This window comes from Streptococcus sp. E24BD (assembly GCF_041807825.1).
Lineage (GTDB): Bacteria > Bacillota > Bacilli > Lactobacillales > Streptococcaceae > Streptococcus > Streptococcus entericus.
In genome coordinates this window covers 36,898-59,047 of sequence record NZ_JBGTZB010000010.1, presented here as the reverse complement: position 1 = coordinate 59,047, position 22,150 = coordinate 36,898, and the positions used below count along the sequence as shown (strand labels likewise).

Here is a 22,150-nt window from a genome sequence, read left to right as displayed (position 1 = left end):
ATGTGTCTTTCTAATGAGTTGTTTAAGCACTTTTCATTGTAGGTCATATGGAACTTTTTTTCTACACTCAAAAGGCTCTATAATCTCCATGGTGGATTTACCCACTACAGAAATTATAGAGCCAACTATCTCTAATAAACACGAGAAATCGCCCCGTCATCAGCGGAGCGATTTTTTATTATTCAAGTGTAAAGGCGACAACAACAGGTTTTGTTCCCCAACTCCAAGATGGTTTTATTTCAATTTCACCTTTGCCAGTTTCTGAGATACCAAAGGCTTGAGTGGCATTTTCATAAGTTCGACCAGCGGAAATTGTTTCAAGAGTAGTCGCAACAGGATAGGACTCCATTTTTTTACCATTGATGTAGAGTGTTAACTCTGATCCAACAAAGTAGTCATCCTCAGATAGATTGGTCACATCATAGGTTACGACAATGACTTTATCAGGTTGAGCATCTGAAAATTGATTGCGTTCGTCAGTATAAGCAACTGATTTAATGGTGACTTCTGCCTTATCTTCTATATTAATTTTCTCTCCGAGGGAATACTCTTTTTTTGTTGAACTTGTTTTGACTGATGAGCTTTGGGAAGTTTCGCTAGATGCCTTAACAACAGATGGCTGACTGCTGTCTTTAGTTGATGCCTCTTTAGTTGAGTTACAGGCTACCAAAGCGAAACTAGTGAGCGCTAGGGCTGAAAGTGTTAGTAATTGTCGTTTCATTGAAACATCTCCTTTTTGATATTGTGGGTATATCCACAAGAAAAGTATAACATATTGTGTTTATAAACACAATATGAAAATAACCACATGAACGATAAAATAATAATCAGAAAGGAGTCGGTCTGATGATTAGTTTTGCCCCACTTTGGGCGACCATGGAGCGCAAAAATATTTCTCAGTACCGACTGCTGAAAGCAGGTATTGATAACAAGACGCTGGATGGTTTGAAAAAGAATAAAAATATTACCTTATTAACACTAGAAAAACTGTGTGTGATTTTAGACTGTAGCCCAAATGATGTGGTGACTTTTGTTGATGATGGTAGTGGAGAAAATAAAAGGTAGCGTTGTTCTCTTGCGCTACCTTTTAATATTTGTGGAGACATCTCCCTGATACCTCTCTCCAAATGCCACCATCAGCTCAAGCAGAGGCAGCAAGTCTCTGCCCTTGTCTGTCAGGTGATACTCAACACGCTGTGGGACCTCTGGATAAACTGTACGAGCGATGAGCTTGTCAGCCTCCATTTCCTTGAGTTGCTTGGTTAGAGAACCTTGGAAGAGATTGCCCAGATGCTTCTGAATACTGCTGAAACGCTGGGCACCCTTGTCCAAAAACTCGAGAATCATGGGTTTCCATCGTCCAGAGAGCAGGGTGTGGGTGTAGAGCAGAAAAAAGAGTGGAGTTGGGTTTTCCAAATCTTCTGGGAAAAATCCTTGAGGACAAATTTTGACCATAAACGCCCTTTCTATCAAAAAGTACAAAAAAGTGTACCAGACCACTTTTAATTGCCGTCTTGGCAAGGGGTCAAGCAACTGTTAGACTTATTGTATCACAGATAAAGGAGAAAAACAGATGACAAATCGGATTACAGACATTTTAGGGATTAAAAAACCTATCATCCAAGGCCCTCTGGCTTGGTTGACCAACGGTCAATACGCTGGCGCTGTCAGTGCCGCAGGTGGTTTGGGAGTTCTTGGTATCAGTGCAGGTCAGACCGTTGCAGAAACGACGGTGGAGGAAACCATCGAAAACATGCGGCGGGAAATCCGCATCGCCCGTGAGATAACGGGTAAACCGTTAGGCATTAACGTCGCTCCTGGTCATGAGTTGACCGACATCTTCACAGGCCCTATGCTTGAGCTGATGGTGGAAGAAGGGGTTCAGGTTGCAGTCATGGTCGGTGAATTTTCCGCCTTCTGGACAGCGAAATTTAAGGAAAAAGGCATCAAAGTCGTCTTTCGTGCCGGTACGCCAACCGTCGAAAACACCTAGGAAGCCATCCAAGGTAGTGCTGACATCATAGTGGCAACTGGTTTTGATGAAGGGGGAACAGTACCTGAGAAGGTCATCGGCACTTTTTCCATCGTACCGATGATTGTCGATGTTGCAAAAGGACGTGTCCCTGTCATGGCAGCTGGTGGGATTGCGGACGCTCGGACGGCCCGCGCAGCCTTTGCCCTCGGTGCGGAAGGGCTCTATGTTGGTACAGCCTTCATGATGGCTGAAGAAGCCATTTTGGCGGATAACATCAAGGAAATGGCGCTCAAAGCGACAGCTTCTGACCTGCTGCTCTACCGCACAGTACCTGCCTACTACCGCTCTTTACCGGGCGACATTCCCAACAAACTCTTGGAAATGAGTCAAGCAGGAGCAACAGAGCAAGAGATTTTCGAGGTACAGCGTGGCTACAATGGGATGCGTGATGGCATACTCTTTGGCGACCTCAGCAAAGGCTTTGCGTCCTTTGGTTTGGGAATTTCCCTGATTGACAAGATTGAGCCTGTGGCAGTGATTATGGATAAATTGATGAGTGGTATTGAGGATTTAGTATAAGATGGCAGATAAGAAACAAATGATGATTGGCCTCGCCTGTTTGGTGCGGCAGGTTTAAATTTTCGATCGTGGTTGGACCCAGAGGTTAAACTCTCGGAGTATCCAGATCTTTCAGTCGATATTCAAGCGGCTCAGCTGGCTGAAAAAGGCAAGTTCCAGTTCATGTTCTTTGGTGATTTTCCGGGTACCAAGGCAGCGCATAACAGCGACATGCAGACCATGGGCTTGGATCCCTTGCTGATTGCCAGTATCATAGGCAGCCAGACCTCACGTATCGGTCTGGGGATTACGCGGGCGACTTCTTGGTCCAATCCCTATGAGTTGGCTAGACAGTTCAAAACGCTGGATGCGCTGACGCACGGGCGGGTGGCTTGGAATGCGGTCACAGGGGCCAACGGGGTCAGTGCCAATGCTTACGGGGTCAATCTAGCCACCAGCTTTGACCGCTATGGCAAGGCCTATGAATTTACAGAGGCTGTGCAACAGCTCTGGGCAACATGGGGAAAGGACGCCCTTAAACTCAACCACCAGACCAAGGAATTTGCCGACTACGACCAGGTCAAAGCTGTTAGCATCAAGGGCGACTATGTGCAGACAGCAGGTACTCTGCCAATCCCAACGTCCAGGCAAGGCCAGCCAGTCATTTTTCACTCGGGTGGGTCGGAAAATAGCATTGCCTACGCTGGCAAATATGCCAATGTTTTTGTCGGTGAAGTCTGGACCATCGAGCAAGGTCAAGCCATGCGTCAGGCGCTTCGCCAAGCTGCTATGGACAATGGGCGACACCCTGATGACATCAAATTTATCGCAGGGCTCATGCCCTTGCTAGCGGATAACAAGAAAGCTGCGCTAGAGCGCCACGCTAGCTTTATCGATGGTGAGACCTTTTTGCAACGCATCGCCCATATCGGCTATGTGCTAGGCGTCCAGTTTACGCCTGCTGATATTGAGTGCCCGATTGCGCCAGAGATTTTGGATGCCGTACAGGTCACCCCTTACAGCGACCCACGTCTGGAAAATGTCCTCAAGGTAGCGCGTGAAGGCTGGACCTTGCGAGAAATCGTCTATCATTCAGTGATTGACTACCACCTTACAGCGGTCGGGAATGATACGGACATTGCTGACCACATGACGGCTTGGTTTGAAGCAGGGGTTGCAGATGGCTTCTGGGTCATGCCAGATGTCTATGCCGTCGATTTGCCTCGCTTTGTCGACGAAGTCGTCCCAATTCTCCAAGAACGCGGCATTTTCCATAAGGATTATGAAGGTGAAACCCTACGGGAGCACCTCGATGTACCTTACCAGTATGGGGTGAGGGATTAGTTTTTCGGACAAGCAGATGTTATCAGTTGAGCATAGAAATGATGTGCTCGCTATAACATGTTTTGAAAGATTCTTGTAGAGAGGTTGGGTAAAGCTCCCAGCCTCTCGATTTTATTGTCATTAAAATAGGGAAGCGATTCTTGAGCGTTACTGCCAGTTCAGAGGTAGTTTTTGAGATCCGATTAGGCAATGCCTCACTGTTGAGTGCGTTAAGGCTGTTAAACCTTAGCGGGACGAACACCGAGTGAACGATAGCTCGACCATACATGTTATTGGTTGAATAGCCCGTACAATATATAAGGGAACGTTTTCTTGCTCAATTTGCCGCCTCAAACAGCTAATTTTAGCTTGTTTAAGCGATGTGTAGAGTGATGGACAGCGTTGCGTGTTGCCAGATGACCGCTTGTGCGTCATTATTTTTTTGCAGTCTCCTATCTTGACTTTATTATCGGTCATATAGTAGGATAAATAGCGGATATCGTATGGAGGAAAAATCATGAATGAGAAAAGACTAGCCCAGAAAGCTAATATTGTCTTTCGAAAGGCACAGTTGACGATCGATAATTATGTTGTGCCGAATCTACGCGAGTATGGCATCACCCATACCCAGTTTGGCGTGTTGGATTACCTCTACAGCAAAGGGGAGCAAAAAGTTGGGCAGATTTTATCAGGCTTATTAGCGACTTCTGGTAACATGACCGTGGTCATTAAAAATATGGAAAAAAATGGCTGGGTGTGGACAAAAACTTGTCCTGAGGATAAACGTGCTAAGCTCGTTGGTTTGACTGAAGCGGGTCGTGCGTTAATCGAGCGTGTCCTGCCAGAGCATTTAACCAAGGTCGAAGAGGCCATGTTTGTTCTGACCGATGATGAACAAGAGCAGTTGATTACCCTGCTTAAAAAATTCAAAAATTTGTAAGCAAAAGACTTTACAAATTTTTTTAGCCTGTTGTATAATAACTATATAGTAATATCTGCTGTAAATCTATTTTAAGGAGATAGCATGTCTATCATTACTTCAATCAAATCGTTGTTTTCAAAAAAGGAGGAAACAGTTATGTCAAAAAATATTTTGTTTATCGTAGGGTCACTGCGTCAAGGGTCATTTAACCACCAGTTGGCTCAAGCTGCTGAGAAGGTTTTAGCTGAGAAAGGTGCAACAGTGACTTACTTGGACTACAGTCAAGTGCCACTCTTTAACCAAGAATTGGAAGTCCCAACGCTTCCTGCGGTACAAGCTGTGCGTGATGCGGTGCTTGCTGCTGATGCGGTATGGTTCTTCTCACCAATCTACAACTTCTCTATCCCAGGTGTCTTGAAAAACTTGACTGATTGGCTCAGCCGTGCTCTTGATTTGTCAGAAACTCGCGGTCCATCAGCGATTGATTCAAAAGTAACGACTGTGTCATCAGTGGCTAACGCAGGTCACGACCACCTCTTCCCAGAGTTCCAACAACTCTTGACTTTCATCCGTACTCAACCTGTTGGTGAGTTCACTGGCGCTTTGGTTAACCCAGAAGCTTGGGCAACAGGTGAGTTGACCGTTTCTGAAGAAACGATTGCTAAACTCTCTGCTCAAGCAGATGCGGTTTTAGCTGCCATTAACTAAGCTTACTAAAAATCTTGTTCGTTTTGAACGAGATTTTTACTTTGTGAAAAAAACAACTTTTTAAAAACCGAAACTGACCTATAACAGTTGAGAAAGCGGTTGAAATTCTTGCACTTTGTGAATTTTTCCGATAAAATAATAAGGTAATCTAAAAAATTTGGAGGCCGAAATGGTAACACTCTCAAAAGAGATACATTTGGAAATGTATTTGAAAATGCAGCGCATTCGTGAATTCGATATGCGGATTAACAAACTGGTTCGTCGTGGCTTTGTTCAAGGGATGACTCACTTCTCAGTTGGTGAAGAAGCTGCCAACGTTGGTGCAGTACAACACTTGACTTATGATGATTGCTTCTTCTCAAACCACCGTGGTCACGGTCAGTCTATCGCGCAAGATATGGACTTGAATGCCATGATGGCTGAGCTTGCTGGTAAAGTGACTGGTGTATCTAAAGGTCGTGGTGGCTCTATGCACTTGGCAGACTTCAAACGTGGCAACTACGGCACTAACGGTATTGTTGGTGGTGGTTACGCCATGGCTGTCGGTGCAGCTCTTACCCAACAGTACAAAGGTACCAACAACATCGCTGTTGCTTTCTCAGGTGACGGTGCGACCAACGAGGGGTCATTCCACGAGTCTGTGAACATGGCAGCAACATGGAAACTCCCTGTGATTTTCTTCATCATCAACAACGGCTATGGTATCTCTATGGATATCAAAAAAGCGACAAACACGCCTCACCTTTACACACGTGCGGAAGCTTACGGGATCCCAGGCTTCTACGTAGAAGACGGAAACGATGTGTTGGCGGTTTACGAAACAATGGGCAAAGCAGTTGAGCATGTGCGTGGTGGAAACGGACCAGCTATCGTTGAAGTGATTTCTTACCGTTGGTTCGGGCACTCAACAGCGGATGCCGGTGTTTACCGTACCAAAGAAGAAGTTGAAGAGTGGAAGAAAAAAGACCCAATGATCAAGTACCGCGACTACTTGACCAAAGAAGGAATTGCAACGCACGAGGATCTTGATACCATCGATGCTCAAGTGGTCAAAGAAGTCGACGATGCCTATGAATTTGCCGTAAACAGTCCAGACCCTGAACTCTCAGTAGCCTTTGAGGACGTTTGGGTAGATTAGGCGGCCGAGCAGGAGTGACTTTATCACTCCGTTGCGAGACCCCCGCAAGGACAGTTAGGGGATTGCCGAGCGTTTAGCAACGGCAGAGCCAGCTGTCTACTGCGTGGTTGTAGGATATTCAGACTGAAATCTGAATGTTTCGTCAGCCGCTATGGCGGTCTGCCTACTGACCTTACTAACTACGTTATCGCTGTGTTATCGATAGTGATAACTCCGTGTCGTAGGCTAAAAAGAGCCGATGCTTGCTGGACAAATCAGCGAGCGAAGCGAGCAATTAAACGATAGATTCGCTGTGGCAAAGGTGGCATCAGATTTTAAGCTGATGCCACAAGGGAAGTTTTGAGACCTTAGGCTCAAAACTTAGGAATGGAATGCCGTAGGCAGTCGCTTCCGTCCCTGCCACCTAAGAATCTATCAAAAAGAAAACAATCATTGGAAAAAATCTTTTCATAAACAACACAGGAGAAACACACAAAATGGCTGAAACAAAATTGATGGCTATGCGTGAGGCGATTAACCTTGCCATGAGCGAAGAAATGCGTAAAGACGAAAATGTCTTCCTGATGGGTGAAGACGTTGGTGTCTACGGTGGTGACTTCGGTACCTCTGTCGGCATGTTAGCTGAATTTGGCGAAAAACGCGTTCGCGACACGCCTATCTCAGAAGCGGCAATCGCTGGTGCAGCGGTTGGTGCGGCAATCACTGGTTTACGTCCAATCATTGACTTGACCTTCATGGACTTCATCACCATTGCCCTTGATGCGATTGTGAACAACGGTGCAAAAAACAACTACATGTTCGGTGGTGGTCTCATTACCCCTGTCACTTACCGTGTCGCATCAGGATCAGGTATCGGTTCTGCAGCGCAGCACTCCCAGTCACTTGAAGCGTGGTTGACACATATTCCAGGAATCAAAGTGGTTGCTCCTGGTAACGCTAACGAAGCTAAAGGTCTTTTGAAGTCATCTATCCGCGATAACAACATCGTTATCTTCATGGAGCCAAAAGCCCTTTACGGTAAAAAAGAAGAAGTTAACCAAGATCCAGATTTCTACATTCCACTTGGTAAAGGTGACATCAAACGTGAAGGTACTGACGTGACCATCGTGTCTTACGGTCGTATGCTTGAGCGCGTTATCCAAGCTGCTGACGAAGTGGCTGCTGAAGGCATCAGCGTTGAAGTTGTTGACCCACGTACCCTGATTCCGCTTGACAAAGAGATGATTTTCAACTCTGTTAAGAAAACAGGTCGCCTGATTTTGGTCAACGACGCTTACAAAACAGGTGGCTTCATCGGTGAGATTGCTTCACAAGTTGCTGGGAGTGACGCTTTTGATTACCTTGATGCGCCAATCATTCGCTTGGCATCAGAAGATGTGCCAGTTCCTTATGCCCGTGTTCTTGAGCAAGCCATGCTTCCAACTGTTGAGAAGATTAAGGCTGCTATCTACAAGTCTGTTAACAAGGGCTAATCGCTCAGACTCTTTTAGTTTTGCTTGTTCTTCGTTAGGTGGTCTTGTACGACTATCAGTGGTGTCTATGACTGCTTGACGAGACTGAGCTTATCTGAAGGTGTCTGGCTGCTAGTCAGTAGTAATTGACTAGCTCTGCCATTAACCAAAAAAATAACACAAAGAAAGGAACCCCCATGGCAATCGAAATTATTATGCCTAAACTCGGTGTGGACATGCAAGAGGGCGAAATCATCGAGTGGAAAAAGAAAGAGGGCGACGTTGTCAAAGAGGGCGACGTTCTCCTCGAAATCATGTCAGACAAGACAAATATGGAGCTGGAAGCGGAAGATTCTGGTATCCTGATTAAAATCGTTCGTGGCGACGGTGAGGTTGTGCCAGTCACTGAAATCATCGGTTACCTCGGTGAAGCAGGCGAAATAGTTGAGACGTCTGGCGAGGCTGTTGCAGAAGCGTCTCCGTCTATCAGTGATGCACCAGTTGTGGCAACAGAAGAGCCAGAAGCTGCTGTACCTGCGAAGTCTGAGCAGCCAGTACCTGCATTTAAACGCCCAGCGGGTGAAAAAGTCCGTGCGACCCCAGCGGCTCGTAAGGTGGCTCGTGATTTGGGTATTGACCTTGACCTTGTTCCAGGAACAGGTGCCAACGGTCGTGTCCATAAGGACGACGTTGAGGCCTTCAAGGGTGCAGTTCCTAAAGCGACACCATTAGCACGCCGTATCGCTGCAGGCGAAGGTGTTGATTTGGCTAGCTTGACAGGAACAGGTGTCGGTGGCAAAATCACCAAAGAGGACGTTCTGGCAGCTATTGCTCCAGCACAAGCGCAAGCACCAGCTGCGCCTGCCAAGGAAGAAAAACCAGCCAAGGAATTGCCAGAAGGCGTTGAAGTCATCAAGATGTCTGCCATGCGTAAGGCGATTTCAAAAGGTATGGTCAACTCTTACCTGACAGCACCAACATTTACGCTTAACTACGATATCGACATGGCCAACCTCATGGCGCTTCGTAAGCAAGTCCTTGAGCCAATCATGAATAAGACAGGTCTCAAAGTGACCTTTACCGACTTGATTGGTCTGGCGGTCGTGCGTACCCTCATGAAACCAGAACACGAGTACCTCAATGCCTCTCTCATCAACAATGCTGAAGAGATTGAACTCCACCGCTTCGTCAACCTCGGTATCGCCGTTGGTCTGGACGCTGGTCTGGTCGTACCAGTTGTTCACGGTGCAGACAAGATGAGTTTGTCTGACTTTGTGGTAGCGTCTAAGGATGTCATCAAGAAAGCCCAATCTGGCAAGCTCAAGTCTAACGAAATGTCAGGCTCGACCTTCTCCATCACCAACTTGGGGATGTTTGGAACGAAATCCTTCAACCCAATCATCAACCAGCCAAACTCAGCGATTCTGGGTGTGGCAGCAACAGTACAAACCCCAGTTGTCGTGGATGGCGAAGTGAAAATCCGTCCAATCATGGGACTGTGCTTGACCATCGACCACCGTATCGTAGATGGTATGAACGGTGCCAAGTTCATGGTGGACCTCAAGAACTTGCTTGAGAACCCATTGGAATTGTTGATTTAAAAATAAGCGAGCGTTAGCGAGCACAGTAGATACTGACGCCGTGATCATAGTATCATTGCTAGAGGCAATGATACAGGCAAACGGAAAGACTACAGGCTTTCCGTTTAGCCATGACATTCAAAATGGAAAGTTGCGACGTTTGGAAAACAATTCGATAATAATTATTTTCCAAACTAGTGCAAATCATAGTCAATTCTGACGGGAATTGACGTTATGATTTGCCTTGCGTCCCGACCACCTCAGTCAGTATCAAAAAGAAACCATAAAAAGGAGAAAATCATGGCAGTAGAAGTCATTATGCCAAAACTCGGTGTGGACATGCAAGAAGGTGAAATCATCGAGTGGAAAAAACAAGTCGGTGATGTCGTCAACGAAGGTGATGTCCTTCTTGAAATCATGTCTGACAAGACCAATATGGAACTGGAAGCAGAAGATTCAGGTGTTCTCTTGAAAATCGTTCGTGGCAACGGTGAAGTAGTGCCTGTTACAGAAGTGATTGCCTATATCGGCGCTGAAGGTGAAGTAGTTGAAGAAGGAGCAGCTCCAGCCGCAGCTGATGTGGCTAAGGCAGAAGCAGACCTCAAGGCAGCAGGTTTGGAAGTGCCAGCAGCTCCAGCTCAAGCGGCACAAGCGCCAAAAGCAGAATTGGCAGCTGATGAGTACGACATCATCGTAGTCGGTGGTGGTCCTGCTGGTTACTATGCGGCTATCCGTGGTGCCCAACTCGGTGGAAAAATCGCCATCGTAGAGAAGTCTGAATTTGGTGGTACCTGCTTAAACGTCGGCTGTATCCCAACTAAGACCTACCTCAAAAATGCTGAAATCCTTGACGGTTTGAAAATCGCAGCTGGTCGTGGCATCAACTTGGCGTCAACCAACTACACCATCGACATGGATAAGACCGTTGACTTCAAGAACACAGTTGTAAAAACCCTCACTGGTGGTGTTCAAGGTCTCTTGAAAGCCAACAAGGTAACCATCTTCAAAGGTCTTGGTCAAGTCAACCCTGATAAGACAGTAACCATCGGTTCAGAAACCATCAAAGGTCGCTCTATCATCTTGGCGACAGGTTCAAAAGTGTCTCGCATCAACATTCCAGGGATTGATTCTAAGTTGGTGTTGACCTCTGATGATATCCTTGACCTGCGTGAAATGCCGAAATCCCTCGCTGTTATGGGTGGTGGCGTTGTCGGTGTTGAGCTTGGTTTGGTATGGGCATCTTACGGTGTCGAGGTGACCGTTATCGAGATGGCTGACCGTATCATTCCAGGTATGGACCGTGAAATCTCTCTTGAGCTTCAAAAAGTCCTTTCTAAGAAAGGCATGAAGTTCTTGACATCTGTAGGTGTCTCTGAGATTGTTGAAGCCAACAACCAGTTGACCATCAAACTCAACAATGGTGAAGAAGTCGTCGCTGAAAAAGCCCTTCTTTCTATCGGACGTGTGCCACAGATGGCTGGACTTGAAAACCTCAACCTTGAAATGGACCGCGGTCGTATCAAAGTTAATGCCTACCAAGAAACCTCTATCCTAGGTATCTACGCTCCTGGTGACGTCAATGGTACGAAGATGCTCGCTCACGCGGCTTACCGTATGGGTGAAGTGGCTGCTGAAAACGCGATGCAAGGCAACCACCACAAAGCAAAATTGGACTTCACACCAGCTGCTGTTTACACACATCCAGAAATTGCCATGGTTGGTTTGACCGAAGAGCAAGCCATCGAGAAATATGGCAAAGACAACATTATCATCGGTCGCAACAGCTTTACTGGTAACGGTCGTGCCATCGCCTCTAGCGAAGCTCACGGTTTTGTGAAGGTCATTGCGGAGAAGAAATACCATGAAATCCTTGGTGTTCACATCATCGGTCCGATCGCTGCAGATATGATCAACGAAGCAGCCACCATCATGGAAGCTGAATTGACCATCGACGATGTTGCGGCATCCATCCATGGACACCCAACCTTCTCTGAAGTGATGTACGAAGCCTTCCTTGATGTACTTGGTGTGGCCATCCACAACCCACCAAAACGTAAGTAAGCTTAACTCTGTCATCTTGCGAAAGCAAGGGACAAGCTGAGCAAGCTCTACTTATGGGCAGCTTGCTCAATCTCAAACTAGAATGAAGCCCTCGTTGTTGTCAAACGAGGGTTTTGTTCGTTGTAAAAAGTAAGAATCCAGCGATGTGCTCAGAGGCATTGTAATGGTATATGAAGAGGAATCTCCAAACTACGCTTTAGTGACGGTCATCCATCTGCACCAGCTCCCTTTTAACTTCTTCCTAGCCCATTTTCTCAGGCATTTCTAGAAAGTCGCAAGCCCTTGGTAGGAGTCCAGTCTGATCTGCGCTTCTTCTGTCAGTTTAGCCAGTTTTTTCAATCGTTGGTCTTTTCTTTCTCTGAATTTTAGGCGATAGCCAGCTTGGTAGGGTGCCTTTCGGACAAGAGTTCAGAGAAATAGACAATATCAGGTTTAAGGTCACTGTGGGTATCATATGTTTTGAGCTGGATGCTCGCATTTGTCTGTGCTCGGTTTCTGGTAGGTGCTTGTAAGTAGATGTTTTGTAGAAGATGGCGAATGATAAAAAACAGTGAAAGTGCTTGTCAAGGCTATATTTTTGTGATATAATATCATTTGTGTGAAATAACAGCAGGACAAAATAAAGCTCGTCAACAGCTTGTCTGAAATACCAGTAACCTTTGCTGTTTGGGCGAAGGCAAGCTGCACGAATTAGGTTTGTCTACATCGTTATTTCCATAAAAATTTATTTTATGGAGGACATTGCTATGTCACGTTATACAGGACCATCTTGGAAACAAGCTCGTCGTTTGGGTCTTTCACTTACAGGTACAGGTAAAGAGCTTGCTCGCCGTAACTACGTCCCAGGACAACACGGACCAAACAACCGTTCTAAATTGTCAGAATACGGTTTACAGTTAGCTGAAAAGCAAAAATTACGTTTCACTTTTGGTATGGGTGAAAAACAATTCCGTAACCTTTTCGTACAAGCGACTAAAATTAAACAGGGTACGCTTGGTTTCAACTTTATGCTTTTGCTTGAGCGTCGTTTAGACAACGTCGTTTATCGTCTTGGTTTGGCAACAACTCGCCGTCAAGCGCGTCAGTTTGTTAACCACGGTCATATTCTTGTTGACGGTAAACGCGTAGATATCCCATCTTACCGTGTTGAAGTAGGTCAAGTGATTTCAGTTCGTGAAAAATCATTGAAAGTACCAGCAATCCTTGAAGCTGTTGAAGCAACTCTTGGACGCCCAGCTTTCGTGTCATTCGATGCTGAAAAATTGGAAGGTTCACTCACTCGTTTGCCAGAGCGTGATGAAATCCACCCAGAAATTAACGAAGCCCTTATCGTTGAATTCTACAACAAAATGTTGTAATACTTTTTTGGAAGTATGGGGCAGAAATGCCTTTATATCAAGCACTTTGGGGCTCTATCCCAAGGTGCTTTTTTGATTTTACTACCCTTTTTACTACCCCTGGGAGAAATTGGGTTAAGTAAGAGGGTCGTCGCAAAATGCGACACCCTTGTTTTTATAGATTGATGATAGCTGCCTCAAAGATTGAGACGGCTTTTTAGCCCCCTCTTGGGTGGCGTGGACATAGGTGTTTAGGGTCATGGCTATATTAGAATGCCCCAGCCTATACTGGAGGTCTTTAGGCTCAATCCCAGCGTAGAGCATGATAGTGGCGTGCGTATGGCGAAAACCATGGAAACTAATATCAGGAACGCCAGCAGCCTTAAAATGGCCTTGCAGCCTCTTTCTCAACATGCAGGCATGGGCGTACTTGGTGGTAAGAGGTGTAAAGACAACTGTTTCAGACCGTCCCAGTTGCCAGCTTTGGACTTGCTGGCGTTTTTTGTATTGTTTCAGGAGCAAAACGGTAGCTTTGTCTATCTCAATATCACGCACCCCAGCCTTAGACTTTGGCGTGTTGGTTTCCTGATACCTGTTTAGGGTTTTGGATATGCTGATAGTCCCCTGCTCTAGGTCAATATCAGACCAGTCAAGGGCTAGGGCTTCGCCGATACGGCAACCGCTGGCCAGTAAGACCTTGTAAAGCACGTAGTCAAAAAACGTTCCATAATCGGACAAGTCTAGGCTATCGAGGTAAGCCAAGAACTGTTTAAGCTCCTGATTGCTGAAAAATTTGACTTTCTGCTCTTTATTTTGTTGCTTACGTGGTACGATGACATCACGAGCAGGGTTATGCTGAAGCAGTTGCATAGTGACCCCGTACTGGAGAATGCGGCGGTTGATATTGTTGAGAAAGCTATAATTAGCGTATGCTCCCTTTACTCCTCTATTGGCTCTATCAGCCCATTTGTTGACCTGTTGCTGGATAACTGGAGTAGTCAGCTTATCTAGCTTGTAATCGCCAAATACAGGCAAAATATGAAGCCTTACAATGCCTTCCATGGATTGCTGGGAGTTTGGTTTGATGGTATGGTGGTAGCTGTCCCACCAGAGAGCCACAAGCTCCCTATACGTTGTAATGGTTGGTTTAGCCTTTGAGCAATTCCCATTAGCCACAAAAGAGTTGACCGCCTCCCTAACCTTGATTTTTACCCCTTTTTTGGTGGAAGCTGTGACCGTGGTGCGTGCTTTCTTACCTGTTAGCTTATCAATGCCCAGGTAAACACTAGCCCGGTAAACTGTTACCCCATTTTTCTTTTTATGTTCTGTAATGTTCATTGTCTAACCTCTTTTCTAACTATCAGCAGGCAAGCCGTTATCAAAGGTTTTAGATTGGGGTTAGGTTTATATCATGTCAGGGCTTACGAGAAGGCCTTTATTTTCGTTTCATTTCTTCTAGTAGAGAATACATAGCATCAATGTGGTTATATTTTTGAAATTCAGGATCTTGGTTTTGTGCAATAAAGTATACGTATTGTCTACCAGATTTGAATTTATTGATAGCTTGTTTTTCCACTAATTTTTTTAAATATTTTAAAATTGTATTTTTATGGATTTTTAGTTTTTCTTCCAAAGTCTCTCTTGTTATGAAACGGTTTTCGATTATTAACTCTAATATTTTTTTCTCATGTTCGTTATCAATATCTAGGTTATCTATAAGGGAAGTATCCCATAATGTAAGTTCAACTGAGTCTAATTCAGTTCGTAATTTGGGATACTTTAAATGACTCTCTTTAACTGCTTCCATTATTTTAGGGATACCAGTTCCCGCTTTTTCACATAAATTTAAAAACCTAAAAATTTCTTGTATTAAGTAGTTTCTTGGATCAGAATGTGCCCCACTAAAAAAGTCCTTTAGGTCAATTCTAAGTGTTCCGCCATTTGTGAATATATATCTATCAGAGTATCTAATTACCATTATCCCTTTTTCGCTTTTATAATCACTATGAATAAGGCTGTTAACGAATGCCTCACGAATTGCAATTCGTAACTTTGAAATCCCAATTCTATTCATAGAATTTTCTTGAATGTTAGAGTTGTCATTTAAAGTTAGATACAATTTTTCGATAACTAGGTGAAAGAAATTAAAAAGATTATCTTCTCCCCACGTACCATCATAGATTACTCGGTCTTTAAATCGATTATTTTCGGTAAATTCTTTTAAAACATATTCTACGTTATAGTGAGGAATAAACTCTTTTATGGCATTATGTGTTCCAAAAATTAATAATCCAGCCACAGTTGGTTTTATTTTATTGTCTGTACGATCTCTTCGTAGAGCGTTTATTTTTAAGAGAAATTGCTCGGTGTCTAATTTGGAAAAAGGGTGCTCAGCATTAATATTATCGAACTTTTCTCTATAACGGTTTATTGTTTCTCTATCTAAATCTAAAATAGAGAAATCCTGAACAAGTGTACTATCAAAACTTTCTTTTGCAGAATCTCTTAGCATCGCATTGATTTGTTCTTGTGAACACCTAAAATCACCAGTCCCCTGACGAAAATAGGTAGATGCTATATTGTCATTAAGATATATAGGTTTATCCTTGTAGTCAACCTTGTTAACAGGGATAATGATAATCTCTTTTCCTTTTATATTTGTGACTTCAACACTTTCTTCATTAATCACATTTCTATTAATTTTATTAGGGTTATTAAGTAAACTATATAATTCGTCCAGTACTTTATCGGAATCATTAACGCCGGAAATATAAAAATCTTTACTCTTTGTGTTTTCTGAGACCCCTAGAATTAACAGACCATTATTTGTATTAGCGAAGGAACAAATTGTTTTCATACCGTCTTTAGGGAAAGAATTTTTAGCTTCTTTAAATTCGACACTTTGGTTCTCCCCTGATAATAACAATTTTTGTATATCGTATTTTCTCATTTTTTCTCCAATCAATTCGCACACGCATTCGCACACGCGCAGACTAATAAGTTTGTTTCCTGTTAGCAAAAGGCGTTATTAAAGGATTTATCGATAACAATCAATTCGCACACGCATTCGCACACGCGCGGGAAAGTTTAAAAATCATCTTAGTTAATTTGTTTATAACTTGTGCCAGTTATTGTTATACCATTCCCTTACTGCATCTCTCGGAAAAGCTAATCTTCTTCCATATCCTCTATCAATCTTAGGAAAATCTTTCCGATAAATAAATTCAGGTAAGCGACTTGTAGAACAACCGAGCAAAGTTGCCAATTGTTTTTGGTTAAGTTCCAGGGGCAATGTCTGATCAATATCAATGACTTTTGTTTTTTCAATGATTACAGCCTGGATCATATCACCAAACTTATCAGCCATTTGTTGCATTAATTTATCCATGTTTCGATTTCCTTTCTAGGAACAGTAAAGTCACAATTAAACAGGCGCACAATATACGGCATTATATGACCTTGTCCAGAAGCCTAATTTGTGTATGCGGTTTTCAAAAAAATGATTATGCGCCTGCTTAATTCTGATAGCTAAGTTAGGTGTTTGATCAATCACGCACCCCACAAGCGGACTTCTATAAGTCCGTTTTTTCTTTTGGATTTGTGGTAGGTATGTGAAAGTATGAGGATAGACTACACCCTTAAGTATAGACATATCCCGTATATAGGAAAATGTTGGAAAAAGTAGGAAAAAAGTTGGTAGAACCAAGATGGCTAATAACGCCTAGAAATAGCCTTTTATCCATGTTAGTAGAGTGTGATTACTAAGAAATCCTAAGGTAAAAACCTGTATAGGGCAACTGTCAAGCGATGGTTGATAGTTGGGAATGTTAACCCACCGAGCCTATATAGGCAGGTTGTGGGTGCGTGATGGTGTTGCCCTCAATCCCGCTGGAATGGTAGGACATGCGAACCAGGACATCATCAAGATAGCTATTTGAGTAGGGCATAGGTACCGCCTTTCTATTTGGATTGTGAGAAGGCTCTAGCAGGCGTTTTGAGAGCCTAAACTTTTTGGAGGGGAAAGATACCCCTAAGAGTTTTGAAGTCGTTAGAAGCCCAGTAGGAAGCTTCTGGTGGGGCGTAGAATGGATTATGGCGCGTGGGTTAATCGATAGTGTTAGCAAACTCTTGGGCTATTTCCATAACTATATCTTTTTGCTTTTGTGTTCCCATTGACCAAAAGACTAGTAATTTTCTATATTCTTCAGGTAAGTTAAAAATATTATTAACAAGATGGGTAATATCACGCATAGCTTCCTCTTTTGAGCTGTACCCGCCTAAGCCAAACTTTTTATTCTCAGTGTTGGCAATGTTAACGAGAGCGTCATAAAATTCATCTACTCTTTTCTCACCGATAGTATCAAAAAGAAGAAGCTCTATAGGTTCAGCTTTTAATTCAATTATATCTCCTACACTTTCGTGATGTACTATTTCTTTGCTTTTCAAAAAATCATTAGGGGAAATAAAATCACTATACCCCAACAGATACCCCACTGATACACCGAAGTAGTCCGCCAGTTGCTGGGCTTTGTCGGGTTTGATTTGGCTTTCGCCGTTTTCCCAGCGTTGATAAGTTCTAGGTGGCACTTGTAATTCAAGGGCTATTTCTTTTTGAGATAGCTTTTTTTCTTGCCTTAATTCTTTCAATCTGTTCATAAATTTCACGACCTTTCAAAAGTGATTATAACTAAGAATTAGAAAAAAGTCAAAAAATGGCGTAAAAAAATTCAAAAAGCTATTGACAACGACAAAAGATGGCGCTATAATCTTAATCAAAATTTGATTGCGCCGAAAAACGACGTCAAATCCTACACCCCTCCACGACCTTTCATGATTTCAATCTATGGAGGGGGATTTTTTCAAAGAAAGGAGAGCGGCATGAGCAAACTGAAAGGCTATCGGGTCATGCTTGGACTGACACAGCAAGCAATGGCTGACAAGCTAGAAATCTCTTTACAGTCTTACAACAACAAAGAGACAGGTAAGACACCATTCAATGACAAAGAGCGCCTAAAAATCAAGTCTATGGTTACTGAAATTAAGCCAGATATAACCATTGATGAACTATTTTACAGTTAGGAAGGAGTGAGAAGATGAACCTAGTCTATCTTGACGGCAAAAAGGAGCCGTACACCACAAGCGAGATAATCGCTGAATGTGCTGGAGTGAAACATCACGCAGTACAAGAACATATCAGAAAGAATAGAGAGCGCCTTGAGCGTTTTGGGAAGGTCTCATTTCAAATGCGACCTTTACCGAGTGGACAACAGGCAAAAGATTATATTCTAAACGAGCAGCAAGCAACCTTGCTGATTACGTTCTTAAAGAATACAGAGCAGGTCGCAACATTCAAAGAAAACCTGGTCAAAGCATTTTTTGCAATGCGTGATGAGGTGGCAGAATTTCGCTATCAGAGGGCTTTAGAGAAGCCCAAGCGTAAAACCCTACACGAGGTCATAGAACGCTGGGAAGAAGCCCCTAAACACGCGCATAGCACCGTTACAAACCTATTGCTTAAAGGTGCAAGCGGATTGAATAAGCGTCAGCTAGTGGCAAGCCGTGGCGGTCTGACAGGTATTGACAGCTTAACTAGTAAGGAACTAGTGAGATACCAAGCCTTGGAAGATATGGCTATCGCTATGATCAACCTGGGCATGAGTTACCAGGACATCAAGACCATGGTTTTCAGACCACAAGGCGCGTGAGAGCAACAAAAAAAGGCTTAACAGGGACCAACCAGCAAAGCCTTTGGGACAAAAAACTAGAACACCATGAAACAGTAGGCAAGCCGTTATCAAGGGTTTTAGTAAGTTTTTCTAGCTAGATTATACCATAATCGGCTAGGATTGACCAGACGGAGAGCGGGAACTCTTAAAACTATCCCCTTCCCCGACCATCAAAAGCAGGGGCAACCCGTATAGTAAAAAATCAAAAAACAGAGGTAAAACATGGAACAATTTTTTAAGGATTTTTAAGCAAAGTTACAAGTGACTGAGGAAAAGCTGGATATTCTGAGCGAGTGGCATATAGCCAAGGGGCATAATGGAGCTACTGAAATCGCAGAAGAATGCAGAATAGCTATAACGTCTTTATGGATTGAATTTTACAGGCTATCAGAGACTTATAAACAGCGTGAAGCCAGCCATGAAGCGTTTTATCAAGCTAATGTAGAAACAGTGATCAATGAATTACGCCAACAGGACGAGCGAGAGGCAACGGTTAACAGATTGCTGGATAGAAAACGTCCGAACTATTTACTTTTTGATTTGCTAGCAAAAGAGATGGAAACTTTTAGAACGGAAGACCAAGGGGATGTGTCCTCATTTTCTATCTGGTACTATCTACGCCGTCTAGTCAAAGAAGATTTAAAAGCAAGGGGTGTTATTTAATCATGAACGAGCTTAACCTAACCATGCCCCAGCTTTTAGCTTTGCTGGCTATTCTGCTCCCTCTAGTCACCGTTTTATTGGCTGACCTGCTGACAGTAAGGCAAGTTAAGCGGCCGGCCAACTAGGGGCAATCACCCAGCGTTTAACTTGAGCTATTTGAAAATATCCTATGCAGAGAAACAGCACAAGATAAGTCTTTTAATCACGGAGAAATCACGCACCGATAGCGTGAGCATTACACAGACAACACCATCAAACCAAGCGAGGTAAACCATGACACAAGAAACATCAAGCAAAAAAATCCAGCTATCAACTCAAAAATTAAAAGAGCTAGGAAGCCAACTAACCGATATCATGGGCAGGCTAGAAATGACTAACCATGCCATCGAGGGGCTAGAATTGGCACGGCGGAAAGACCGAGACACATTTATCCTGCTTAGTGGCAAGTTCCTAAATACAGCTTTTGAGCAAAACCAAAAGCTCTATGCCCTACTGGATAACATAGCCTTTTACTTACTGGAGTGCGACAACGCCAAAGAGCTAGAGGCTTATGCCAAGTCTAAAATGGAGGGGTAGCTCATGACTAAACAAATTGATTTTTCGGCAGACTATGAGGGCTTGAGTGGGCAGTTGTGCGACTTGGTAGAGGTCATAGACTTAGCTTTGGTATACGATGACAAAAAGACCGCTATAGATACGCTGAACGTGATCAAACACAGTCTGAACCACCTTATCACGCACCATACAGCCAATGCTAACAGGCAATATCAGCCCCAGGAGGTTGCCCATGAGTGACAAGATTATTAGCTTGGAGCAACACCGCCAAGACCTAAAGCAAGTCAGCCTAGACTTATCCGAGTACAAGAACGACGGCACGCTTAATAGCATGATGACAGAAAGTGTTATCCAACTAACTGACCTAGTAAGGGGCTTGAGCGATATTGTTACAGGCCAGCAGACAGTCTTGGAAAGTCTGACCCATCGAGTGGAGCAACTGGAAAAAGCAAAGACAAGGAGAACATAAGAACATGGAGAGACTAGAAATGCAGGTCTTGGGATTGATACCCACAGGGCGACAACGCCCCAAACCAGCCAAAGAGATAGCCCAGGCGGTGAGTATCTCAGAACGGTCAGTTATGGACATCATCTCCCGGCTGATAAGCAAGTACCGAGTTCCCATTATTGGGGAGCGTGGCGATAATCACGGCTATTATATCCCAGCCGATGAGACAGAACGCTTGGAAGGGTTGCAGGCTCTACGCAACCAAACCACAGAGCAGACCAACCGCTTGAACGTGGTCATCTATTGCAGTTTGACCGAGTGGCGGACATTGCTAGAAAGCGAGGGCTAGGCTATGGCGTTATTATCACAGGAGGCGGAGCGTGAGCTTTTGGGCATTGTTGACCGCCGTTTCAGCGAGTTGGTGGCTTTCCAGCAGGCTAACGCTGACCCATTGGATTTAATCCCCCGTGAGGTTTTGCTGGAGAAGTTGGAAATATCCAGCCAGACCTTGAGGAATTGGGAAAAGCTGGGAGGATTGCAGCGTTACCAGCCACCGCTGGAGGATAGCAAGAAAATCTATTACCGCAAGACTGACATTTACAAGTTTTTGGCGGTGAGTTAGGAGGTAGGAAATGACAGGTAGACGATTAACACATCCAGGAGAGAAAAAACCTCAAAGGGCTATATTGAAAGAGAAAAGCCGTCAGCTACCTCAGGGGGAGAAGGAACGGCGGCAGGAGCAAAAACGACTGAAAAAACTGAGACAGAAGGGAGGCAGACGTTGACTATCTACGAGAGTCGAGGGTTTGGCAATAGTCTATACCTCTACGATAAAAAAGCCCCGTTTGAGTATGTGACCCAGTTTACCCCCCACGTCGTTCCCAAAGGAATTGACGTCGAGCGGTACAAACGCACATACGCCCCATATTGTTTGAGTGGCAAAGTTGAACCAAATGATCAGGGGGAATTGAAACGCAATAACGACAGTCTGCTCTATCGGGATTTGATTTTCCTTGATTATGACGAGATTGAATCAGGCGTAGACTTCCCTGAGGTTGTTTCTAAGGCACTCCAAGGGTATTCATGGATAATTTACCCAACAATCAAGCACACGCCCCAGAAGCCCCGCTATAGGCTTGTCGTAAAGCCTAGTCATAGCATGAGGGAACCAACTTATCGGGCCGTTGTTGCAGATATAGCCGAACGGATAGGGTTACCTTTTGACGTGGCAAGTCTAACATGGTCACAGCTCCAAGGCCTACCCGTGACCACTGGAGACCCAGCCGATTATCAGAAAATCATCAACCGAGGAGCGGATTACCCGGTCAAGTCTGTCCTGGATAAAGCACCCCAAGCAGTGAGGGGAGAGGTTACCCCCAAAAAAGCAGCTAGTGGCAGGAGGGGGCAGACGGTGACCATGAGGGTTTTGGAGGTTCTTATCAATGGTTTTGGCGGTGAAGGTGGACGTAACGTCGCCTTGGCCCGTTTTGTGGGGTTACTAATCGGCCGTGCAGTGAGGTGTGACGTCGCCACGGCTTGGGAGTTAGTGCAAGTTGCAAATAGTGTTACGGCGGATCCGCTGCCGTTTGCCGAACTGGAGCGGACTTTTGAAAGTATTGTAAAAACAGAAATCAGAAAGCGAGGACTAGGATTATCGAACTAGAAAAATTGCAGGAAGAGCTGGAACAGGCTCAAGCGTTAGGGG

General features: G+C 44.3%; 25 protein-coding genes and 2 pseudogenes. 21 read left to right on the top strand and 6 right to left on the bottom strand.

The window, feature by feature from the left end:
- Positions 1–178: 178 nt before the first annotated feature.
- Positions 179–721: a hypothetical protein gene (locus tag ACERC5_RS03925; RefSeq protein WP_373658607.1), complete on the bottom strand. Its 543-nt coding sequence runs from the start codon at positions 719–721 to the stop codon at positions 179–181.
- Positions 722–846: 125 nt separating this feature from the next.
- On the opposite strand from ACERC5_RS03925, the gene ACERC5_RS03920 reads away from it, so the two are divergent.
- Positions 847–1,065: a helix-turn-helix transcriptional regulator gene (locus ACERC5_RS03920; protein WP_018368440.1), complete on the top strand. Its 219-nt coding sequence runs from the start codon at positions 847–849 to the stop codon at positions 1,063–1,065.
- Positions 1,066–1,080: 15 nt separating this feature from the next.
- Here the strand turns inward: ACERC5_RS03920 and ACERC5_RS03915 are convergent, their stop codons facing one another.
- Positions 1,081–1,455, bottom strand: coding sequence for a winged helix-turn-helix transcriptional regulator (locus ACERC5_RS03915; protein ID WP_373660184.1), 375 nt, complete (start codon positions 1,453–1,455; stop codon positions 1,081–1,083).
- 118 nt (positions 1,456–1,573) lie between these two features.
- On the opposite strand from ACERC5_RS03915, the pseudogene ACERC5_RS03910 reads away from it, so the two are divergent.
- The 9 genes and pseudogenes from ACERC5_RS03910 (at position 1,574) to rpsD (ending at position 13,074) form a co-directional block, all read left to right on the top strand.
- Positions 1,574–2,554: pseudogene (locus tag ACERC5_RS03910) on the top strand (NAD(P)H-dependent flavin oxidoreductase).
- Between the two features lie 72 nt (positions 2,555–2,626).
- Positions 2,627–3,877, top strand: a complete 1,251-nt coding sequence (locus ACERC5_RS03905; RefSeq protein ID WP_373660183.1) for an NtaA/DmoA family FMN-dependent monooxygenase — start codon at positions 2,627–2,629, stop codon at positions 3,875–3,877.
- Between the two features lie 496 nt (positions 3,878–4,373).
- The gene (locus ACERC5_RS03900) at positions 4,374–4,796 is read left to right on the top strand and encodes a MarR family winged helix-turn-helix transcriptional regulator (protein ID WP_373658605.1); all 423 of its coding nucleotides are present in this window, start codon (positions 4,374–4,376) and stop codon (positions 4,794–4,796) included.
- A 138-nt stretch (positions 4,797–4,934) separates the two neighbouring features.
- Positions 4,935–5,486, top strand: a complete 552-nt coding sequence (locus tag ACERC5_RS03895) for an NADPH-dependent FMN reductase (protein ID WP_373660182.1) — start codon at positions 4,935–4,937, stop codon at positions 5,484–5,486.
- 169 nt (positions 5,487–5,655) lie between these two features.
- Positions 5,656–6,624, top strand: a complete 969-nt coding sequence (locus tag ACERC5_RS03890; protein WP_373660181.1) for a thiamine pyrophosphate-dependent dehydrogenase E1 component subunit alpha — start codon at positions 5,656–5,658, stop codon at positions 6,622–6,624.
- Between the two features lie 476 nt (positions 6,625–7,100).
- Positions 7,101–8,096 (top strand): alpha-ketoacid dehydrogenase subunit beta, encoded by a 996-nt coding sequence (locus ACERC5_RS03885; protein WP_373660180.1) that lies wholly within the window; start codon positions 7,101–7,103, stop codon positions 8,094–8,096.
- A 176-nt stretch (positions 8,097–8,272) separates the two neighbouring features.
- Positions 8,273–9,676: a dihydrolipoamide acetyltransferase gene (locus ACERC5_RS03880; RefSeq protein ID WP_373660179.1), complete on the top strand. Its 1,404-nt coding sequence runs from the start codon at positions 8,273–8,275 to the stop codon at positions 9,674–9,676.
- Positions 9,677–9,955: 279 nt separating this feature from the next.
- Entirely contained in the window at positions 9,956–11,716 is a 1,761-nt protein-coding gene (gene lpdA, locus ACERC5_RS03875) for a dihydrolipoyl dehydrogenase (RefSeq protein WP_373660178.1), read from the top strand.
- Positions 11,717–12,462: 746 nt separating this feature from the next.
- Positions 12,463–13,074 carry a 30S ribosomal protein S4 gene (gene rpsD / locus ACERC5_RS03870; RefSeq protein ID WP_018368064.1) on the top strand — a complete coding sequence of 204 codons (612 nt, stop codon included), beginning with the start codon at positions 12,463–12,465 and terminating at the stop codon, positions 13,072–13,074.
- 154 nt (positions 13,075–13,228) lie between these two features.
- Here rpsD and ACERC5_RS03865 read toward each other — a convergent pair.
- The 4 genes and pseudogenes from ACERC5_RS03865 to ACERC5_RS03850 form a co-directional block, all read right to left on the bottom strand.
- Positions 13,229–14,391: pseudogene (locus ACERC5_RS03865) on the bottom strand (tyrosine-type recombinase/integrase).
- Positions 14,392–14,488: 97 nt separating this feature from the next.
- Positions 14,489–16,003: an RNA-binding domain-containing protein gene (locus ACERC5_RS03860; RefSeq protein ID WP_373658599.1), complete on the bottom strand. Its 1,515-nt coding sequence runs from the start codon at positions 16,001–16,003 to the stop codon at positions 14,489–14,491.
- Between the two features lie 162 nt (positions 16,004–16,165).
- Positions 16,166–16,441, bottom strand: coding sequence for a helix-turn-helix transcriptional regulator (locus ACERC5_RS03855; RefSeq protein ID WP_373658598.1), 276 nt, complete (start codon positions 16,439–16,441; stop codon positions 16,166–16,168).
- A 716-nt stretch (positions 16,442–17,157) separates the two neighbouring features.
- Positions 17,158–17,709, bottom strand: coding sequence for a helix-turn-helix domain-containing protein (locus ACERC5_RS03850; protein WP_373658597.1), 552 nt, complete (start codon positions 17,707–17,709; stop codon positions 17,158–17,160).
- A 222-nt stretch (positions 17,710–17,931) separates the two neighbouring features.
- On the opposite strand from ACERC5_RS03850, the gene ACERC5_RS03845 reads away from it, so the two are divergent.
- From ACERC5_RS03845 to ACERC5_RS03795, 11 genes are all read left to right on the top strand, one after another.
- The gene (locus tag ACERC5_RS03845; protein WP_373658596.1) at positions 17,932–18,132 is read left to right on the top strand and encodes a helix-turn-helix transcriptional regulator; all 201 of its coding nucleotides are present in this window, start codon (positions 17,932–17,934) and stop codon (positions 18,130–18,132) included.
- Between the two features lie 14 nt (positions 18,133–18,146).
- A complete protein-coding gene (locus ACERC5_RS03840; RefSeq protein ID WP_373658595.1) occupies positions 18,147–18,758 on the top strand; it encodes a Rha family transcriptional regulator in 612 nt (203 codons plus the stop codon).
- Positions 18,759–19,040: 282 nt separating this feature from the next.
- Complete coding sequence (locus ACERC5_RS03835) at positions 19,041–19,442, top strand: hypothetical protein (protein WP_373660177.1); 402 nt, start codon at positions 19,041–19,043, stop codon at positions 19,440–19,442.
- Between the two features lie 2 nt (positions 19,443–19,444).
- Positions 19,445–19,567, top strand: a complete 123-nt coding sequence (locus ACERC5_RS03830) for a hypothetical protein (protein WP_373658593.1) — start codon at positions 19,445–19,447, stop codon at positions 19,565–19,567.
- A gap of 148 nt (positions 19,568–19,715) precedes the next feature.
- A complete protein-coding gene (locus ACERC5_RS03825; protein WP_373658592.1) occupies positions 19,716–20,018 on the top strand; it encodes a hypothetical protein in 303 nt (100 codons plus the stop codon).
- Between the two features lie 3 nt (positions 20,019–20,021).
- Positions 20,022–20,237 carry a hypothetical protein gene (locus ACERC5_RS03820; RefSeq protein ID WP_373658590.1) on the top strand — a complete coding sequence of 72 codons (216 nt, stop codon included), beginning with the start codon at positions 20,022–20,024 and terminating at the stop codon, positions 20,235–20,237.
- A complete protein-coding gene (locus ACERC5_RS03815) occupies positions 20,230–20,466 on the top strand; it encodes a hypothetical protein (RefSeq protein ID WP_373658589.1) in 237 nt (78 codons plus the stop codon). Before ACERC5_RS03820 ends, ACERC5_RS03815 begins: the two co-directional genes overlap by 8 nt.
- Before the next feature lie 4 nt (positions 20,467–20,470).
- Positions 20,471–20,794, top strand: coding sequence for a DNA-binding protein (locus ACERC5_RS03810; protein WP_373660176.1), 324 nt, complete (start codon positions 20,471–20,473; stop codon positions 20,792–20,794).
- 3 nt (positions 20,795–20,797) lie between these two features.
- A complete protein-coding gene (locus ACERC5_RS03805; protein ID WP_373660175.1) occupies positions 20,798–21,067 on the top strand; it encodes a hypothetical protein in 270 nt (89 codons plus the stop codon).
- A 10-nt stretch (positions 21,068–21,077) separates the two neighbouring features.
- A complete protein-coding gene (locus ACERC5_RS03800; RefSeq protein ID WP_373658586.1) occupies positions 21,078–21,230 on the top strand; it encodes a hypothetical protein in 153 nt (50 codons plus the stop codon).
- Positions 21,227–22,108, top strand: a complete 882-nt coding sequence (locus ACERC5_RS03795) for a primase alpha helix C-terminal domain-containing protein (RefSeq protein ID WP_373660174.1) — start codon at positions 21,227–21,229, stop codon at positions 22,106–22,108. Before ACERC5_RS03800 ends, ACERC5_RS03795 begins: the two co-directional genes overlap by 4 nt.
- Positions 22,109–22,150: the final 42 nt, after the last annotated feature.

Bases quoted from the DNA above. Each gene is read 5' to 3' on its own strand.
- ACERC5_RS03915 (WP_373660184.1), bottom strand. From the start codon at position 1,455: ATGGTCAAAATTTGTCCTCAAGGATTTTTCCCAGAAGATTTGGAAAAC.
- rpsD (WP_018368064.1), top strand. From the start codon at position 12,463: ATGTCACGTTATACAGGACCATCTTGGAAACAAGCTCGTCGTTTGGGT.
- lpdA (WP_373660178.1), top strand. From the start codon at position 9,956: ATGGCAGTAGAAGTCATTATGCCAAAACTCGGTGTGGACATGCAAGAA.
- ACERC5_RS03925 (WP_373658607.1), bottom strand. From the start codon at position 721: ATGAAACGACAATTACTAACACTTTCAGCCCTAGCGCTCACTAGTTTC.
- ACERC5_RS03885 (WP_373660180.1), top strand. From the start codon at position 7,101: ATGGCTGAAACAAAATTGATGGCTATGCGTGAGGCGATTAACCTTGCC.
- ACERC5_RS03920 (WP_018368440.1), top strand. From the start codon at position 847: ATGATTAGTTTTGCCCCACTTTGGGCGACCATGGAGCGCAAAAATATT.
- ACERC5_RS03850 (WP_373658597.1), bottom strand. From the start codon at position 17,709: ATGAACAGATTGAAAGAATTAAGGCAAGAAAAAAAGCTATCTCAAAAA.
- ACERC5_RS03840 (WP_373658595.1), top strand. From the start codon at position 18,147: ATGAACCTAGTCTATCTTGACGGCAAAAAGGAGCCGTACACCACAAGC.
- ACERC5_RS03860 (WP_373658599.1), bottom strand. From the start codon at position 16,003: ATGAGAAAATACGATATACAAAAATTGTTATTATCAGGGGAGAACCAA.
- ACERC5_RS03855 (WP_373658598.1), bottom strand. From the start codon at position 16,441: ATGGATAAATTAATGCAACAAATGGCTGATAAGTTTGGTGATATGATC.
- ACERC5_RS03810 (WP_373660176.1), top strand. From the start codon at position 20,471: ATGGAGAGACTAGAAATGCAGGTCTTGGGATTGATACCCACAGGGCGA.
- ACERC5_RS03805 (WP_373660175.1), top strand. From the start codon at position 20,798: ATGGCGTTATTATCACAGGAGGCGGAGCGTGAGCTTTTGGGCATTGTT.
- ACERC5_RS03800 (WP_373658586.1), top strand. From the start codon at position 21,078: ATGACAGGTAGACGATTAACACATCCAGGAGAGAAAAAACCTCAAAGG.
- ACERC5_RS03830 (WP_373658593.1), top strand. From the start codon at position 19,445: ATGAACGAGCTTAACCTAACCATGCCCCAGCTTTTAGCTTTGCTGGCT.
- ACERC5_RS03815 (WP_373658589.1), top strand. From the start codon at position 20,230: ATGAGTGACAAGATTATTAGCTTGGAGCAACACCGCCAAGACCTAAAG.
- ACERC5_RS03890 (WP_373660181.1), top strand. From the start codon at position 5,656: ATGGTAACACTCTCAAAAGAGATACATTTGGAAATGTATTTGAAAATG.
- ACERC5_RS03895 (WP_373660182.1), top strand. From the start codon at position 4,935: ATGTCAAAAAATATTTTGTTTATCGTAGGGTCACTGCGTCAAGGGTCA.
- ACERC5_RS03900 (WP_373658605.1), top strand. From the start codon at position 4,374: ATGAATGAGAAAAGACTAGCCCAGAAAGCTAATATTGTCTTTCGAAAG.
- ACERC5_RS03845 (WP_373658596.1), top strand. From the start codon at position 17,932: ATGAGCAAACTGAAAGGCTATCGGGTCATGCTTGGACTGACACAGCAA.
- ACERC5_RS03880 (WP_373660179.1), top strand. From the start codon at position 8,273: ATGGCAATCGAAATTATTATGCCTAAACTCGGTGTGGACATGCAAGAG.
- ACERC5_RS03820 (WP_373658590.1), top strand. From the start codon at position 20,022: ATGACTAAACAAATTGATTTTTCGGCAGACTATGAGGGCTTGAGTGGG.
- ACERC5_RS03825 (WP_373658592.1), top strand. From the start codon at position 19,716: ATGACACAAGAAACATCAAGCAAAAAAATCCAGCTATCAACTCAAAAA.